At 59.2% G+C, this 16,322-nt stretch carries 15 protein-coding genes; 12 read left to right on the forward strand and 3 right to left on the reverse strand.

The window, feature by feature from the left end; genetic code table 11:
- The first annotated feature begins 64 nt into the window (after window positions 1-64).
- Together argE and argA are read left to right on the forward strand one after the other, a co-directional pair.
- The gene (gene argE / locus ACZ9BB_RS25385; protein WP_476217250.1) at window positions 65-1,222 is read left to right on the forward strand and encodes an acetylornithine deacetylase; all 1,158 of its coding nucleotides are present in this window, start codon (window positions 65-67) and stop codon (window positions 1,220-1,222) included.
- Window positions 1,223-1,357: 135 nt separating this feature from the next.
- A complete protein-coding gene (gene argA, locus ACZ9BB_RS25390; protein WP_476217252.1) occupies window positions 1,358-2,656 on the forward strand; it encodes an amino-acid N-acetyltransferase in 1,299 nt (432 codons plus the stop codon).
- A 169-nt stretch (window positions 2,657-2,825) separates the two neighbouring features.
- Here the strand turns inward: argA and tauA are convergent, their stop codons facing one another.
- Window positions 2,826-3,812, reverse strand: coding sequence for a taurine ABC transporter substrate-binding protein (gene tauA, locus ACZ9BB_RS25395; protein WP_476217254.1), 987 nt, complete (start codon window positions 3,810-3,812; stop codon window positions 2,826-2,828).
- Between the two features lie 369 nt (window positions 3,813-4,181).
- Between tauA and ACZ9BB_RS25400 the strand changes: the two genes are divergently transcribed.
- The 8 genes from ACZ9BB_RS25400 (at window position 4,182) to ACZ9BB_RS25435 (ending at window position 11,474) form a co-directional block, all read left to right on the forward strand.
- Window positions 4,182-5,543: an OprD family porin gene (locus ACZ9BB_RS25400; protein ID WP_476217256.1), complete on the forward strand. Its 1,362-nt coding sequence runs from the start codon at window positions 4,182-4,184 to the stop codon at window positions 5,541-5,543.
- A 292-nt stretch (window positions 5,544-5,835) separates the two neighbouring features.
- A complete protein-coding gene (locus ACZ9BB_RS25405) occupies window positions 5,836-6,474 on the forward strand; it encodes a peroxiredoxin (RefSeq protein WP_018928623.1) in 639 nt (212 codons plus the stop codon).
- 313 nt (window positions 6,475-6,787) lie between these two features.
- Window positions 6,788-7,381 carry an NADPH-dependent FMN reductase gene (gene ssuE / locus ACZ9BB_RS25410; RefSeq protein WP_476217258.1) on the forward strand — a complete coding sequence of 198 codons (594 nt, stop codon included), beginning with the start codon at window positions 6,788-6,790 and terminating at the stop codon, window positions 7,379-7,381.
- Window positions 7,382-7,483: 102 nt separating this feature from the next.
- Entirely contained in the window at window positions 7,484-8,449 is a 966-nt protein-coding gene (locus ACZ9BB_RS25415; RefSeq protein WP_476217260.1) for a sulfonate ABC transporter substrate-binding protein, read from the forward strand.
- A gap of 25 nt (window positions 8,450-8,474) precedes the next feature.
- On the forward strand, window positions 8,475-9,623 hold the full coding sequence (gene ssuD / locus ACZ9BB_RS25420; RefSeq protein WP_476217261.1) for an FMNH2-dependent alkanesulfonate monooxygenase: 1,149 nt from the start codon (window positions 8,475-8,477) through the stop codon (window positions 9,621-9,623).
- A gap of 9 nt (window positions 9,624-9,632) precedes the next feature.
- Complete coding sequence (gene ssuC / locus ACZ9BB_RS25425; RefSeq protein ID WP_476217263.1) at window positions 9,633-10,415, forward strand: aliphatic sulfonate ABC transporter permease SsuC; 783 nt, start codon at window positions 9,633-9,635, stop codon at window positions 10,413-10,415.
- Window positions 10,412-11,218 (forward strand): aliphatic sulfonates ABC transporter ATP-binding protein, encoded by an 807-nt coding sequence (ssuB, locus tag ACZ9BB_RS25430; protein ID WP_476217265.1) that lies wholly within the window; start codon window positions 10,412-10,414, stop codon window positions 11,216-11,218. The genes ssuC and ssuB overlap by 4 nt, the downstream gene beginning before the upstream one ends.
- A gap of 40 nt (window positions 11,219-11,258) precedes the next feature.
- A complete protein-coding gene (locus tag ACZ9BB_RS25435) occupies window positions 11,259-11,474 on the forward strand; it encodes a TOBE domain-containing protein (RefSeq protein ID WP_007967989.1) in 216 nt (71 codons plus the stop codon).
- 98 nt (window positions 11,475-11,572) lie between these two features.
- Here ACZ9BB_RS25435 and ACZ9BB_RS25440 read toward each other — a convergent pair whose 3' ends face one another.
- Complete coding sequence (locus tag ACZ9BB_RS25440; RefSeq protein ID WP_476217267.1) at window positions 11,573-12,211, reverse strand: TetR/AcrR family transcriptional regulator; 639 nt, start codon at window positions 12,209-12,211, stop codon at window positions 11,573-11,575.
- 263 nt (window positions 12,212-12,474) lie between these two features.
- A complete protein-coding gene (locus tag ACZ9BB_RS25445) occupies window positions 12,475-13,851 on the reverse strand; it encodes a glutamine synthetase family protein (protein ID WP_476217268.1) in 1,377 nt (458 codons plus the stop codon).
- 278 nt (window positions 13,852-14,129) lie between these two features.
- Between ACZ9BB_RS25445 and ACZ9BB_RS25450 the strand changes: the two genes are divergently transcribed.
- A complete protein-coding gene (locus ACZ9BB_RS25450) occupies window positions 14,130-14,906 on the forward strand; it encodes a gamma-glutamyl-gamma-aminobutyrate hydrolase family protein (RefSeq protein WP_476217270.1) in 777 nt (258 codons plus the stop codon).
- Window positions 14,907-14,943: 37 nt separating this feature from the next.
- Window positions 14,944-16,302: a glutamine synthetase family protein gene (locus tag ACZ9BB_RS25455; protein ID WP_476217272.1), complete on the forward strand. Its 1,359-nt coding sequence runs from the start codon at window positions 14,944-14,946 to the stop codon at window positions 16,300-16,302.
- The last annotated feature ends 20 nt before the right edge of the window (window positions 16,303-16,322 follow it).

The raw sequence follows: 16,322 nt of genomic DNA on the forward strand, positions 1-16,322 counted from the left end.
GCGGTTTATTCCTGTCGCCGGATGGTTCTATGATGGACTTCAATTCGGGAGTTGGGAGTCAGCGATGCCTTTGCCGTCCATGAGAGATCAGTTCGCTGCGCTGATCGCCGCGCCGTCCGTCAGCTGTACCCAACCCAGCCTGGACCAAACCAATCGCCCGGTCATCGACTTGTTGGCGACGTGGCTCGGGGATCTGGGTTTTGCCTGCGACATCCAACAGGTCAGCCCCGGCAAATTCAACCTGCTGGCCAGTTTCGGTTCCGGTCCCGGTGGCCTGGTGTTGGCCGGTCACAGCGATACAGTGCCGTTCGACGCGGCGCTGTGGCAGACCGATCCGCTGAAACTGACGGAAGTGGACGGCCGCTGGGTCGGCTTGGGCAGTTGCGACATGAAGGGCTTTTTCGCCTTGGCCATCGAAGCTGTCAAACCCTTGCTCGACCAGCCGTTCAAACAGCCGCTGCTGATTCTTGCGACCTGCGATGAAGAAAGCTCGATGTCCGGTGCGCGTGCCTTGGCCGAAGCCGGGCGGCCACTAGGTCGCGCGGCGGTGATCGGCGAGCCGACGGGGCTGAAGCCGATCCGCCTGCACAAAGGCGTGATGATGGAACGCATCGACATCCTCGGCCAAAGCGGTCATTCCTCGGACCCAAGCCTTGGCCACAGCGCCCTCGAAGCCATGCACGATGCCATCGGCGAACTGCGCGGCTTGCGCCTGGCGTGGCAGCGCGAGTTCCGCAACCCGCAATTCAGCGTGCCGCACCCGACGATGAACTTCGGTTGCATCCACGGTGGTGACAATCCCAACCGCATCTGCGGCCAGTGTTCGCTGGAATTCGACCTGCGGCCGTTGCCGGGGATGGACCCCAAAGCCTTGCGCGCGGCGATTTTGCAGAAGCTCAACCCGATCGCCGAACGGCATAAGGTGAAGATCGATTACGCGCCGCTGTTCCCCGAAGTGCCGCCGTTCGAGCAGGCCGAGGACTGCGAATTGGTGAGGATCGCCGAAAAGCTCACCGGCCATCGCGCCGAAGCAGTGGCATTTGGCACGGAAGCGCCTTATCTTCAGCGCCTTGGCTGTGAAACAGTGGTATTGGGCCCCGGCGACATTGCCTGCGCGCACCAGCCGGGGGAGTACCTCGAAATGTCACGTTTGCAGCCTACCGTGCATCTATTACGTCAACTGATTGAACATTACTGCCTGACGCCGGCATCACTCGTATAAATTGCCAGTGTCACAACCCGTACTTATGAGGAGAGCGCGCGTGTCGCCAAGCCTGTTCCGACGATAACCATCAGCCCGCTGTGCGTTTACTGCGTTACTCTTTTTTCGGCTGCTATTTATTACAGGCCCAGGTTCATGCCCGAATACGTCAATTGGCTTCGTCACGCTTCGCCTTACATCAACGCCCACCGCGATTGCACCTTCGTCGTCATGCTGCCCGGCGACGGCGTTGAGCACCCGAACTTCGGCAACATCGTCCACGACCTGGTGCTGCTGCACAGCCTGGGTGTGCGACTGGTGCTGGTTCATGGTTCGCGCCCGCAAATTGAAACCCGCCTCGCCGCTCGCGGCCTGACCCCGCATTACCACCACGGGATGCGCATCACTGATGCGGCGACCCTGGAGTGCGTGATCGATGCGGTCGGTCAACTGCGTATTGCCATCGAAGCGCGGCTGTCCATGGACATGGCCTCATCGCCAATGCAGGGCTCGCGCCTGCGGGTGGCCAGCGGCAATCTGGTCACTGCGCGGCCGATCGGCGTACTCGAAGGTGTCGACTATCACCACACCGGCGAAGTGCGCCGGGTCGACCGCAAGGGCATCAATCGCCTGTTGGACGAACGCTCCATCGTGCTGTTGTCGCCTTTGGGTTACTCGCCGACCGGTGAGATCTTCAACCTCGCGTGCGAAGACGTCGCTACCCGCGCGGCCATCGACTTGGGTGCAGACAAACTGCTGCTGTTTGGCGCCGAACTCGGCCTGCTGGATGAAAATGGTCGTCTGGTTCGTGAACTGCGTCCGCAACAAGTGCCGGCGCATTTGCAACGGCTGGGCAGCAACTATCAAGCCGAGCTGCTGGACGCGGCCGCCGAGGCGTGCCGGGGCGGGGTGGCACGCAGTCACATCGTCAGCTATGCCGAAGATGGAGCGCTATTGACCGAACTGTTCACCCGTGACGGTGGCGGTACGCTGGTGGCCCAGGAGCAATTCGAAGTGGTGCGCGAGGCGGCCATCGAGGACGTCGGTGGTTTGCTGGACTTGATCAGCCCGCTGGAAGAGCAGGGCATTCTGGTGCGCCGTTCCCGCGAGGTATTGGAGCGTGAGATCGAGCAGTTCAGCGTGGTCGAACGCGAAGGTATGATCATCGCCTGCGCGGCGCTGTATCAGATCGCCGATTCGGATGCCGGGGAGCTGGCGTGTCTGGCGGTGAACCCGGAGTACCGTCATGGCGGTCGCGGCGATGAATTGCTGGAACGCATCGAAACCCGCGCCCGGGCACAGGGCTTGAAGACCTTGTTCGTGCTGACCACCCGGACCGCCCACTGGTTCCGTGAGCGGGGCTTCGTGCCCAGCAGCGTCGAACGTCTGCCGTCGGCGCGGGCGTCGTTGTACAACTATCAGCGTAATTCGAAGATCTTCGAAAAAGCCCTCTGACTGAGAGGCTGTCTGTGTTGGCTTTTGTGGCGAGGGAGCTTGCTCCCGCTGGGCAGCGAAGCGGCCCCAAAACCAGCGAACGCGTTATGACTGATTCACCGCGTTGTTGGATTGGGGGAGTCCTGCGGCCTCCAGCGGAAGCAAGCTTCCTCGCCACAGGTTTTGCGTTTTACTCGGTGATGTATTTCGCGCTGACATACGGCGAATAATCCGGCAGCACTGTTTCTACCTTCCCTTGCTCCTTCAAGAACTTCGCCGTCTCGCCAATCGCCTTGGCTGTGCCGCCGTCCAGCAGCGCAGTGGTCTGTTGTGCCTTGGCGTCCGGGAATGCGGAACCGGCTAACAGTTCCGGCACATCGGAGGCATTGGCACCGGTCAATTTGGCGATTTTCTGCACCGGTACCGAATCGGCGGTCCAGCTGTCTTTATGGGCGGCATAGTCGGCGAACGAGTCCAGGGTGACCTTGGCAAATCGGGCTACGACCTCAGGATGCTTCTCGGCGTAATCCTTGCGAGCGACCCACACCTCGAAGGTCGGCGCGCCCCATTGTCCGACCTCGGCAGCATCGGTCAACGTCTTGCCAGTCTTGCGGATTTCCCCCAGCGCCGGCGACCAGACAAACGCCCCATCGATGTCGCCACGCTTCCAGGCCGCGGCGATTTCGGCTGGTTGCAGGTTCACCACTTTGACTTTCGAAGCGTCCAGGCCCCAGTGCTTCAGCGCACCGAGCAGGCTGTAGTGAGAGGTGGAAACGAAGGGTGTGGCGATGGTCTTTCCGATCAGATCTTGCGGTTTATCGATGCCGCTGCCATTGCGCACCACGAGTGCTTCGGCGGCGTTGATCTGGGCGGAAACAATGAACGCGACAATCGGCAGGTTGCGCGAAGCGGCGGCCGCCAGCGGGCTTGAACCAAGATTGCCGATTTGCACATCGCCAGACGCAATGGCAGTGACCACCTCCGGGCCACTGTTGAAACGGCGCCAATCGATGTTCTGGCCAATGGTTTTCTCGTAAACACCGTCGGCCTGGGGGACTTTGCTGGGGTCGATACCGGTTTGATAGCCGACCGTGAGATTCGCCGCCTGGGCGGAAAAAGAAAATATTATCGACACACAAACTGTAACAAATTGACTGGATAGTGCGCGTTTAGCCATGATGGCGTCGCCTTTTCGAAAGTGATTGACGTGTGGGGGATGCGCCAACGCTAGTCGATCTAAAAAAAGGCAAGCAAATACCATTTAGGAATTAGCTTATGGGCCGATACCTTGTGTCCCGGTGGGGGTCATTTCTAGTGAGCTATATTCCTAAACGGCATTAAAAAGAATGAAATAATTCTTTTTGGGTTTATGTGAAAATCATTACCCTGCAGGGACCAAAATCACTGCGGTTAGACCTTGGTCGTAGATACACATGGTTACGATTGACTTGTCAGTCACGGTCCGGTGCTAATCGCGCATCTGTGGATCTGGGGCGTTAGACCCGAGACCAAAGAACACAAAAATTAGAACGAGAGGAGCGAAACAATGAATAAGTCCACCTTGGCCCTGGCTGTGGCCGTAGGGGTTTTGGCGCAGCAGGCAGGCGCCGCCGGTTTCATCGAAGACAGCAAGGCCACATTGGGGCTGCGCAACTTTTACATCAACACCGATAACCGCGATTCGGCTGCCCGCACCGCTGCGGGCGTTCAGAGCAAAAACGAAGAATGGGGCCAAGGCTTCGATCTGCGTTTCACCTCGGGCTACACACAAGGCACCGTTGGCTTCGGTATTGATGCTATCGGCCTGCTGGGCGTGCGTCTGGATTCGGGCGGCGGCACCAACGGCGCTACTGCTACCTCTTATGGCGGCACTGTTTTCCCAAGCAAATCCAACGGCGAAGCGGTTGATAACTTCTCCAGCCTGGGCCTGACTGCGAAAGCCAAGATCTCCCAGACCGAACTGAAGTTGGGCACCCTGCAGCCAAAACTGCCGGTAATTGTGACCAACGATGGTCGTCTGCTGCCGCAAACCTTCCAGGGCGGTCAGATCACCTCGAACGAAATCAAAGACCTGACACTGGTCGGCGGTCAGATCGAACACGCCAAGGGCCGTAACTCCAGCAACAACGAAGAGTTGTCGATCGCTGGTGCAAACACGCGCGGTACTGGCTTCCGTGACAGCAACAAGTTCATCTACGGTGGCGGTGACTACAAAATCACCAAAGACCTGACTGCCCAGTACTACTACGGCAACCTGGAAGACTTCTACAAGCAACACTTCCTGGGCCTGGTTCACAACTGGTCGATCGGTCCTGGTGTGTTGAAGTCTGACTTGCGTTACTTCAACAGCTCTGATGACGGTGCCAACGGTCACGACTCGGCTTATTTCAGCTCCGGTAACTATGAGGGCTTCCGCTCCGGTCGCGGTAAAGTCGACAACAACCTGTACAGCGGCCTGTTCCTGTACTCCGTTGCCGGTCACACCTTCGGTGGCGGTTATCAGGTCAGCAACGGCAGCAGCGACTTCCCTTGGCTGAACCAGGGTGACGGCTCGTCGGCTTACATTACTACCGACAGCCAGATCGCCAAGTTCGCCCGTGCCGGCGAACGTACCTGGCAAGCTCGCTACTCGTATGACTTCGCCAAGGTTGGCCTGCCAGGCGCTACTGCCGGCATCGTTTACCTGCGTGGCGACAACATTGACACCGTGGGTACCAACGGTCGCGAGAACGGTTCCGGTAATTCCGAGTGGGAACGCGACCTGACCCTGGCTTACGTAGTACCAGAAGGTCCGCTGAAAAACCTGGGCGTCACCTGGAAAAACGCCATGTGGCGCAACGATGTTCCGGGCGCTCGCGACCAGGACGAAAACCGTCTGATCGTCAGCTACTCGATCCCGCTGTTGTAATAGCGCTCGCGTAACCGACGTAAAAAAGCCCCGCCCGGCATCACGCCGGGCGGGGCTTTTGCGTTTTCAAGGTGGGCTCACCCCCGTAAACCCTCCTTGAAATTCCCTCTTTTGCAGCAACTCAAGGCCTTCTCGAACCTTGTGATCGATGTTCGTTCCGATGACCGTCGAGGTCCAGTGAACAGATTTTTAATATTCGTTTACGATCTAAATAAATCGATATTTATTCTTTTTAATTCAATGGCAACACAGGCACAGTTGAGCTCAACAAGCACTCACCAGGAGCAGCACCATGAGCCTCAGACTTGGCGATATCGCCCCCGATTTCGAACAGGATTCCAGCGCGGGCACCCTCCGTTTCCATGAATGGCTGGGCGATAGCTGGGGTGTGTTGTTTTCCCATCCAGCGGACTTTACGCCGGTGTGCACCACCGAACTGGGTTTCACCGCCAGGCTCAAGGATGAATTTGCCCAGCGCGGCGTCAAAGCCATCGCCTTGTCCGTGGACCCGGTGGACTCGCACCACAAGTGGATCGAGGATATCAACGAAACCCAGAACGCCATTGTCAACTTCCCGATCCTCGCCGATGCGGACCGTAAAGTGTCCGACCTGTACGACCTGATCCATCCGAATGCCAACGACACCCTGACCGTGCGCTCGCTGTTTGTGATCGATCCGAACAAGAAGATTCGGCTGACCATCACTTACCCGGCGAGTACCGGCCGCAACTTCAATGAAATCCTGCGGGTGATCGATTCGCTGCAGCTCACCGACAACTACAAGGTAGCCACCCCGGCTAACTGGCAGGACGGTGATGAGGTGGTGATCGTGCCATCGCTCAAGGATGAAGACGAAATCCAGCGACGTTTTCCCAAGGGTTATCGCGCAGTGAAGCCGTACCTGCGCCTTACGCCACAACCGAATCGTTAAATTGTACCGACCCTTGTAAGGAGCGAGGCTTGCCCGCGAAGGCGTCTTTGGGAGTACCAGAGATACCGAGTCGTACCGTTCGCGGGCAAGCCTCGCTTCCTGCAAGGGGTGCACACATTCACCAAAGCAGGGGATTTTGGGCCGTTTCTACGGCCTTTTTTTGTCCTGGAAAAAGCAGTTTTGTATAGAGCAATAATGCATAACTAAATGAATAAATATGATTTATAGATATATGACTCACCTGTTAAGGTCACTCCATCAAAGCGAGATCGCAAGCCGCGAATCGCCAACACCATTCAAAGGAATTGTCTGAATGCTGGTCGTCTCACTCGGTGGCAGTCCCAGCCCACGCTCCCGCTCCGGAGTTTTGCTGGACTGCTCCAAGCGCTGGTTGCAAGAGCAAGGTGTGGAAGTGGTGAGTTACCAGGTAAGGGATTTCCCGGCCGACGATTTGCTGCATGCCCGCTTCGACAGCCCGAAGGTGATCGATCTGTTGCAACAGATTGAAAACGCCGATGGCTTGCTGATCGCCACACCGGTTTACAAAGCGTCGTTCTCTGGCGCGCTGAAAACCGTACTTGATCTGCTGCCCGAACGCGCCCTGAGCCACAAGGTCGTTCTGCCGATGGCAACCGGTGGCAGCATCGCCCACATGCTGGCGGTGGATTACGCCCTCAAGCCGGTGCTGTCGGCGTTGAAGGCCCAGGAGATGTTGCAGGGGATTTTCGCCGTGGACAGCCAGATCGCTTACGGCGAAGGCAGCGCCCAGGCGCAGTTGGCACCAGAGCTTGCGCAACGATTGTTTGAAGCGCTGGAAGCGTTTTTCAGCGCCATGGCCCGACGGCCCAAGCCGCTCGATCCGCACCTGTTGAACGAGCGTTTGTTGAGTGCTCGCTGGAGCATTTAAGCCAGCCCTCAAGCCACATCTGAATTTGAAGTACTCCACCTTACTGGCCCGCTAACGGGCAAGCAGGTGCAGCCAAAACCCAACTGCAAAAAGGAGAGCGCTATGCGCACTGTCATTTTGCGTCGTGGTCTGGTCGCTCTGTTTGCTGCGGCTGTCACCTTCGGCGCCATTACTCAAGCTCAGGCCGAGACACTCCGGATCGGCTATCAAAAATACGGCACTTTAGTGCTGCTCAAAGCCAAAGGCACACTGGAAAAACGTCTCTCCGCCCAAGGCGTGGACGTGCAATGGACTGAGTTCCCCGGTGGCCCGCAACTGCTCGAAGGCCTGAACGTCGGCTCCATCGACTTTGGCGTCACCGGCGAAACGCCGCCAGTGTTCGCCCAGGCGGCCGGCGCCGATCTGCTCTACGTCGCTTATGAACCGCCTGCGCCCCACAGCGAAGCGATCCTGGTGCCGAAGGACTCGCCGATCAAATCGGTGCAGGAGCTCAAGGGCAAGAAAGTCGTGCTCAACAAAGGCTCCAACGTGCACTACCTGTTGGTGCGTGCGCTTGAAGATGCCGGCCTCAAATACACCGACATCCAGACCGTGTTCCTGCCGCCGGCCGATGCCCGCGCCGCGTTCGAGCGTGGCAGTGTCGATGCCTGGGTGATCTGGGATCCGTACCAGGCCGCCGCCGAACAGCAACTGCAAGCGCGCACCCTGCGTGATGGTAAAGGCATCGTCGACAACCATCAGTTCTACCTGGCGACCAAGCCTTACGCGCAGAAAAATCCTGAAGTGATCAAGACCCTGGTGGAAGAAGTGCGCGCGGTCGGCGAATGGTCCAGGGCCAATCCTGAGGACGTGACCAAACAGGTTTCGCCACTGCTTGGCTTGCCAGCGGACATCACCCTGACCTCGGTGAAACGCCAGGGTTACGGCGCGCTGTTCCTGACCCCCGACGTGGTCGCCGCCCAGCAGAAAATCGCCGACAGCTTCTACCAGCTCAAGCTGATTCCCAAGCCCTTGAGCATCAAAGATGTGATCTGGACGCCACCGGCGGCCGTGGCCAAAGCGCCGTAATCCGACTTTCCAAGGAGACCACTCCATGAGCCTCAATATTTTCTGGTTCCTGCCCACCCATGGCGACGGCCATTACCTTGGCACCGCTGAAGGCGCTCGCGCCGTGGACCACGGTTATCTGCAACAGGTCGCGCAAGCGGCGGATCGCCTGGGCTTTGGCGGGGTGCTGATTCCTACCGGTCGCTCCTGCGAAGACTCGTGGCTGGTGGCCGCATCGCTGATTCCGGTGACCCAGCGTTTGAAGTTTCTGGTCGCCCTGCGCCCCGGGATCATTTCCCCGACGGTGGCAGCGCGTCAGGCGGCGACACTGGATCGCCTGTCCGGCGGTCGAGCGCTGTTCAACCTGGTCACCGGTGGCGACCCGGAAGAGTTGGCCGGCGATGGTTTGTTCCTCAGTCACGAAGAGCGCTATCAGGCCTCGGTGGAATTCACCCGCATCTGGCGCCGGGTGCTGGAAGGTGAAACCGTTGATTACGACGGTCAGCACATCAGCGTGAAGGGCGCCAAGCTGCTTTATCCGCCGATCCAGCAACCGCGTCCGCCACTGTATTTCGGTGGCTCATCGGAAGCGGCGCAAGACCTCGCGGCGGAGCAGGTCGAAATGGTCCTGACCTGGGGCGAGCCACCCGCCGCCGTCGCGGAGAAAATCGAACAGGTTCGCGCCAAAGCGGCGAAGCTCGGACGTACCGTGCGCTTCGGTATTCGCTTGCATGTGATCGTCCGTGAAACCAACGCCGAGGCATGGCAAGCGGCGGATCGGCTGATCTCGCATCTGGACGACGACACCATCGCTCGCGCTCAAGCATCGCTGGCGCGTTTCGATTCGGTGGGCCAGCAACGCATGGCCGCCCTGCATGGCGGAAGCCGCGACAACCTGCAAGTCAGCCCCAACCTCTGGGCCGGCGTCGGCCTGGTGCGCGGTGGTGCCGGTACGGCGCTGGTGGGTGATGGTCCGACTGTGGCGGCACGCGTGAAGGAGTACGCGGACCTGGGCATCGACACGTTTATCTTCTCCGGTTATCCGCATCTCGAAGAGTCGTACCGTGTCGCTGAACTGCTGTTCCCGCACCTTGATATCGAGCGCCCGGAGCTGCCGAAAAGCGCCGGCTATGTCAGCCCGTTCGGCGAGATGGTGGCTAACGACATCCTTCCCAAAGCCGCGTCCCAGAACTGAGGCGCAGCCATGAAGAAAACAATCCACAACCTCGCGCCCTGGGTGTTGCCGATCTTGTTGCTGGCGGTATGGCAGTTGTCGGTGTCGGCGGGCTGGTTGTCGACGCGGATTCTGCCGGCGCCGATCGCGGTGATCGAAGCCGGTGTAGGCCTGGTCAGCAGCGGCGAAATCTGGACCCACCTGGCCATCAGCGGCTGGCGCGCGGCGCTCGGTTTCGTCATCGGCGGCGGCATCGGTCTTGCGTTGGGCTTCATCACTGGCCTGTCGACGTGGGGCGAACGCCTGCTCGACAGTTCGGTGCAGATGATCCGCAACGTACCGCACCTGGCGCTGATTCCACTGGTGATCCTGTGGTTCGGCATCGACGAGTCGGCGAAGATTTTTCTGGTGGCATTGGGCACATTATTCCCGATCTACCTCAACACCTATCACGGCATCCGCAACGTCGATCCGGCGCTGGTGGAAATGTCCCGCAGTTATGGCTTGTCCGGTTTCAGCCTGTTCCGTCAGGTGATTCTGCCGGGGGCGCTGCCGTCGATTCTGGTTGGAGTACGTTTTGCCCTGGGCTTCATGTGGCTGACATTGATCGTGGCGGAAACCATTTCCGCGAGCTCGGGCATTGGCTATCTGGCGATGAATGCCCGGGAGTTCTTGCAGACCGACGTGGTGGTGCTGGCGATTCTGTTGTACGCGGTACTCGGCAAGCTGGCCGACCTTGCGGCGCGTGGGCTTGAGCGTATATGGCTGCGCTGGCATCCGGCTTATCAAGTTGCCAAGGGAGGTGCCGCATGACGGCTCAACAACCTCCACGCCTGCTGCGCGGTATTCCATTGGCCGTTCGCAAGCTGCAAAAAACCTTCGGTTCGCGGCAAGTGCTGCGTGAAATCGACCTGCACATTCCGGCCGGGCAGTTTGTGGCGGTGGTCGGGCGTAGCGGCTGCGGCAAAAGTACCTTGCTGCGCTTGCTCGCCGGTCTCGACAAACCTACGGCTGGCGAGTTGTTTGCTGGCACAGCGCCGCTGAGTGAAGCCCGGGAAGACACCCGGCTGATGTTCCAGGAAGCGCGGCTGCTGCCGTGGAAAAAGGTCATCGACAACGTCGGTCTCGGGCTCAAGGGCAACTGGCGGCCGCAAGCATTGGAAGCCCTTGAGGCGGTCGGCCTGGCGGATCGCGCCCACGAATGGCCGGCAGCCTTGTCCGGCGGGCAGAAGCAACGTGTGGCCCTGGCCCGTGCGCTGATCCATCAACCGCGTCTGCTGTTGCTCGACGAACCCTTGGGCGCGCTGGATGCCTTGACCCGCATCGAGATGCAGCAATTGATCGAACGGCTCTGGCAACAGCATGGCTTCACGGTGTTGCTGGTGACCCACGATGTCAGCGAAGCGGTGGCGATTGCCGATCGGGTGATCCTGATTGAAGAGGGTGAAGTCGGCCTCGACCTGGCGGTGGAGCTGCCGCGTCCTCGGGTTCGTGGCTCCCATCGGCTGGCGGCGCTGGAAACCCAAGTGCTCAACCGCGTGCTGTCCCTGCCCGGCCAACCGCCGGAACCGGAACCTGTTTCACCATTGCCCACGCAATTGCGCTGGGCTCAGTAACTCAAGCCTCATCCTTACCCCAACGACAGGAATCAACATCATGACTATCAAAGCCATCAACGTCCGTAACCAGTTCAAAGGCTCGATCAAGGAAATCGTGCTCGGCGACGTCCTCTCCGAGATCGACGTGCAGACGGCTTCCGGAATCGTCACCTCGGTGATCACCACACGCTCGGTGAAAGAGCTGGAACTGGCGGTCGGCAGCGAAGTGATCGCGTTTGTGAAATCCACCGAGGTGTCGATCGCCAAGTTGTAAGCGTGTGCGCAAACAACAACCCCGAAGGGTGTGAGCCCTTCGGGGTTTTTGCGCGTGTCTTGAGCTCAGCGATGAGGCCAGTGTGACAGCCGCCGCAGTCAGATTGAGTGAATGCGCTTGGGTAAATACGGCGGCAGGTACAGCCCGAGATAAGCATCAAACACCCGCATCCCTTCTTCAGCCATGCGCGGGGTGATCTGCCCATGCTGCTGCACTGAGCGCGCGTACACCCGATCCCCCAGTTCCATGGCCAGTGCGAACACATCGACATCGCTGGGCAGCGTCGGCAGTTCGAAGTGATGATCGAACAGCTTGTGCATCAGATCGCCGAGTTCGATGTCGTGCTGGCGGTCGGCCTGGGTGACTTCGGTCAGGCCATGCTGGGCGAGGATCAATTGCCGGGCGGCGGCGTCTTCGCCGTAGATGGCGAGCATGCGTTGTTCCACCAGTCGCGACAGGTCGCGCCAGCCGTTGAGGGCGTTGTGGTCGATGGGGGCTTGCAGGCAGGCGCGAAACGCGGCGTGGACGTCGGCGGTCAGGGCTTCGAGCAGCGCCGGAACGCTGGCGAAAAAGTGGTAGACGGAGGAGGGCGGGATCTCGGCGCGTTCGGCGACGCTGTAGATCGACAGACTGGCCACGCCATCGGCGGCCAGCAGCGTGCGGGCGGCATCGAGTATCGAATCGATCCGGGCCTGGCTGCGTGCACGGGGTTTGCGAATGGTGGCGGTGCGCGTCATTGAAGTCTCCTGCAGGGCAGCGGGCATTGTACGCAGAGCGGGCAGATGTTCCATATCCCTGTGGCGAGGGGGCTTGCCCCCGTTGGGCTGCGTAGCAGCCCCAAAACCAGTCAATGCGGTGTGCCTGACAAAACCGTATCGCTGTTACAGGGAGTCCTTCGGCCTCCAGCGGGAGCAAGCTCCCTCGCCACAGGATTTTTGATGCCGACCATAAAAAACGCCGCAGGCTATGAAGCCGGCGGCGTTGTTTTTACTGCAGCCGCTTACACGGTATGCAGGTACCAGTTGTACTCGAGGTCGGAGATGGAGTGTTCGAACTCCTCCAGCTCGCTCTCTTTACAGGCGACGAAGATATCGATGTATTTCGGATCGATGTACTTGGCCATGACTTCGCTGTCGTCCAGCTCGCGCAATGCATCGCGCAGGTTGTTCGGCAGGCTCTGCTCGTTCTGCTCGTAGCTGTTGCCTTCCACCGGTGCGCCCGGCTCGATCTTGTTGACCAGGCCATGGTGCACGCCGGCCAGCACCGAAGCCATCAGCAGGTACGGGTTGGCATCGGCGCCGGCCACACGGTGTTCGATGCGCACCGCATCGGAGGAACCGGTCGGTACGCGGATCGCCACGGTGCGGTTGTCCAGGCCCCAGCACGGCGAGTTTGGCACGTAGAACTGTGCGCCGAAACGACGGTAGGAGTTGACGTTCGGGCAGAGGAAAGCCATCTGCGCGGGTAGGGTCTCGAGCACACCGCCGATCGCGTGACGCAGTGCGGCGTTCTGCTCGGGATCCTCGCTGGCAAAAATGTTTTTGCCTTCTTTATCAAGAATCGAGATGTGGACGTGCAGACCATTACCCGCCTGTCCTGGGTAAGGCTTGGCCATGAAGGTGGTGTCCATCTCATGGTCGTAGGCGATGTTCTTGATCAGGCGCTTGAGCAGGACCGCATAGTCGCAAGCCTTGATCGGGTCGGCCACGTGGTGCAGGTTCACTTCGAACTGCGCCGGGGCACTTTCCTTGACGATCGCGTCCGCGGGGATGCCTTGCTCTTTTGCACCTTCCAGAATGTCCTGGAGGCAGTCGACGTATTCGTCGAGGTCGTCGATCAGATAAACCTGAGTCGAGTGCGGGCGTTTGCCGGAGATCGGCGAGCGCGGTGGTTGTGGGCGACCGTTCACGTTCTCCTGGTCGATCAGGTAGAACTCCAGTTCGAACGCGGCGCAGATGGTCAGGCCCATTTCGTCAAACTTGGCCACGACCTGACGCAGGACTTCGCGCGGGTCGGCGAAGAAGGGGTCACCTTCGAGTTCGTGCATGGTCATCAGCAGTTGCGCGGTCGGGCGCTTCTGCCAGGGCTCATTGCACAGGGTGTCGGGGATTGGATAACAGATTCGGTCAGCATCGCCGATGTCCAGGCCCAGGCCGGTGCTTTCCACCGTAGAACCATTGATATCCAGAGCAAATAGAGAGGCCGGCAGGTTGATGCCTTTCTCGTAAACCTTGTGGAGGCTGGTGCGTTCAATGCGCTTGCCGCGCACCACACCATTCATATCCGCAATCAGAAGGTCAACGTACAGAACCTCAGGATGTTCCTTAAGGAACGCGTTCGCTTCGTTAAGCTGAACGGCACGCGGGGGTACCGACATGATGCAACACCTTTGTTGTTAAAAATATCAATCATTGATCTCTTCGGATTCCAGTCAACCCGAACGGCATGCCGAAGTCAAGCGAGGCCTTTTTTGCCCTAAAAAAGCACTCGCGAGGCATTTTTGAGGCACTTTGGGGCGTTTTTCTGCCTTCAGCCTTCTTGGCGCCCGCGAGCTTGAGCGGGCCGTGTTGTATTTTTTACGGGGGTGTTGTGTAAAAAAATGAACAAGGCTAAGCTCGATTTAAACCCATAACAGCAATAATACCGGGGTGCTTCATGTCTCGCCTGCCGTTAATCGGCGTCACCGCCTGCTCCAGGCAGATCGGTCTGCATGCTTATCACATCAGTGGCGACAAATACGTACGCGCCGTGGCTTCAGCTGCCAAGGGCCTGCCGTTGATTCTTCCATCCCTGGCGGATCTACTGGCGCCGTCCGATATTCTGGACGCTGTGGACGGCATTCTCTTTACAGGCTCTCCTTCCAATATAGAACCGATTCACTATAACGGCCCGGCCAGTGCGCCAGATACTGCTCATGATTCTGCACGCGATGCCACCACTCTCCCGCTGATCCGCGCCGCTGTCGAGGCCGGTGTTCCCGTGCTCGGCATTTGCCGTGGCTTACAGGAAATGAATGTGGCATTCGGCGGCAGCCTGCATCAGAAGGTTCACGAGGCCGGTCCATTCATGGATCACCGTGAAGACCACAGCTTGCCGCTGGAAGGACAGTACGCGCCAAGTCACCCGGTGCACATTCAATCGGGCGGTGTACTTGCCAGGCTGGGCCTGAAGAGCGAGATTCAAGTCAACTCAATTCATGGTCAGGGCATTGAGCGTCTGGCGCCTGGCCTTCGTGTGGAAGCGGTGGCACCCGACGGGTTGATCGAAGCCGTTTCCGTTATTGAAGGCAAGGCTTTTGCTTTAGGGGTGCAATGGCATCCCGAATGGCAGGTAAGCTCAAACCCTGACTACCTTGCGATCTTCCAGGCATTTGGCGATGCCTGCCGCAAGCGCGCACTACAACGCGACGCCGATGCGTCAAACAACGCCTGACTTATAAGAGTCAGGAAACTCAGCCTAAGAGGCATTTATGAGTAACAACCTCGACCAGCTCACCGATTGGTTGAAAGACCACAAGATCACAGAAGTCGAATGCATGATTGGCGACCTGACCGGCATCACCCGGGGCAAGATCTCGCCGACCAACAAGTTCATTGCCGAAAAAGGCATGCGCCTGCCCGAAAGCGTTCTGTTGCAGACCGTGACCGGCGACTATGTCGAAGACGACATCTATTACGAACTGCTCGACCCGGCCGACATCGACATGATCTGCCGCCCCGACCAGAACGCTGTGTTCCTGGTGCCTTGGGCCATCGAGCCGACCGCCATCGTGATCCACGATACTTACGACAAGCAGGGCAACCCGATCGAGCTGTCGCCGCGCAACGTGCTCAAGAAAGTGCTGAAACTCTACGCCGACCACGGCTGGCAGCCGATCGTGGCGCCGGAAATGGAGTTTTACCTCACCAAGCGCAGTGATGACCCGGACTACCCGCTGCAACCGCCGATTGGCCGCTCCGGTCGCCCGGAAACCGGTCGCCAGTCGTTCTCCATTGAAGCGGCGAACGAATTCGATCCGTTATTCGAAGACGTCTACGACTGGTGCGAACTGCAGGAACTGGACCTCGACACGCTGATCCACGAGGACGGCACGGCACAGATGGAAATCAACTTCCGTCATGGCGATGCCCTGTCCCTGGCCGACCAGATTCTGGTGTTCAAACGCACCATGCGTGAAGCCGCCCTCAAGCACAACGTGGCCGCGACCTTCATGGCCAAGCCCATGACCGGCGAGCCGGGCAGTGCCATGCACTTGCACCAGAGCATTATCAGCCTCGAGACCGGCAAAAACGTCTTCTCCAATGAAGACGGGACCATGAGCCAGCTGTTCCTCAACCACATCGGCGGTCTGCAGAAATTCATCCCAGAGTTGCTGCCGCTGTTCGCCCCCAACGTCAACTCGTTCCGCCGCTTCCTGCCCGATACCTCGGCGCCGGTGAACGTGGAGTGGGGCGAAGAGAACCGCACCGTGGGCCTGCGGGTTCCGGACGCCGGGCCGCAGAACCGTCGGGTGGAAAACCGTTTGCCGGGTGCCGATGCCAACCCTTACCTGGCCATCGCCGCCAGTCTGTTGTGCGGGCTGATCGGCATGGTCGAAGGGCATAACCCGAGTGCGCCGGTCGTCGGTCGTGGCTACGAACGGCGCAATCTGCGCCTGCCATTGACCATCGAAGACGCCTTGGAACGGATGGAAAACAGCAAGGCCATCGAAAAATACCTGGGCAAGAAATTCATCACGGGCTACGTCGCGGTCAAGCGGGCCGAGCATGAAAACTTCAAGCGCGTGATCAGTTCGTGGGAGCGGGAGTTCCTGCTCTTCGCCGTCTGATGCGCCGGGCGCGGCTGTAA

The sequence above is a fragment of the Pseudomonas sp. TE3552 genome (genome assembly GCF_056278945.1).

Coding starts and splice junctions, on each gene's coding strand:
- ssuB (WP_476217265.1), top strand. CDS start 10,412: ATGACGGCTCAACAACCTCCACGCCTGCTGCGCGGTATTCCATTGGCC.
- ACZ9BB_RS25455 (WP_476217272.1), top strand. CDS start 14,944: ATGAGTAACAACCTCGACCAGCTCACCGATTGGTTGAAAGACCACAAG.
- ACZ9BB_RS25445 (WP_476217268.1), bottom strand. CDS start 13,851: ATGTCGGTACCCCCGCGTGCCGTTCAGCTTAACGAAGCGAACGCGTTC.
- ACZ9BB_RS25450 (WP_476217270.1), top strand. CDS start 14,130: ATGTCTCGCCTGCCGTTAATCGGCGTCACCGCCTGCTCCAGGCAGATC.
- ACZ9BB_RS25405 (WP_018928623.1), top strand. CDS start 5,836: ATGAGCCTCAGACTTGGCGATATCGCCCCCGATTTCGAACAGGATTCC.
- ACZ9BB_RS25440 (WP_476217267.1), bottom strand. CDS start 12,211: ATGACGCGCACCGCCACCATTCGCAAACCCCGTGCACGCAGCCAGGCC.
- ssuE (WP_476217258.1), top strand. CDS start 6,788: ATGCTGGTCGTCTCACTCGGTGGCAGTCCCAGCCCACGCTCCCGCTCC.
- ACZ9BB_RS25400 (WP_476217256.1), top strand. CDS start 4,182: ATGAATAAGTCCACCTTGGCCCTGGCTGTGGCCGTAGGGGTTTTGGCG.
- ssuD (WP_476217261.1), top strand. CDS start 8,475: ATGAGCCTCAATATTTTCTGGTTCCTGCCCACCCATGGCGACGGCCAT.
- argE (WP_476217250.1), top strand. CDS start 65: ATGCCTTTGCCGTCCATGAGAGATCAGTTCGCTGCGCTGATCGCCGCG.
- tauA (WP_476217254.1), bottom strand. CDS start 3,812: ATGGCTAAACGCGCACTATCCAGTCAATTTGTTACAGTTTGTGTGTCG.
- ssuC (WP_476217263.1), top strand. CDS start 9,633: ATGAAGAAAACAATCCACAACCTCGCGCCCTGGGTGTTGCCGATCTTG.
- argA (WP_476217252.1), top strand. CDS start 1,358: ATGCCCGAATACGTCAATTGGCTTCGTCACGCTTCGCCTTACATCAAC.
- ACZ9BB_RS25415 (WP_476217260.1), top strand. CDS start 7,484: ATGCGCACTGTCATTTTGCGTCGTGGTCTGGTCGCTCTGTTTGCTGCG.
- ACZ9BB_RS25435 (WP_007967989.1), top strand. CDS start 11,259: ATGACTATCAAAGCCATCAACGTCCGTAACCAGTTCAAAGGCTCGATC.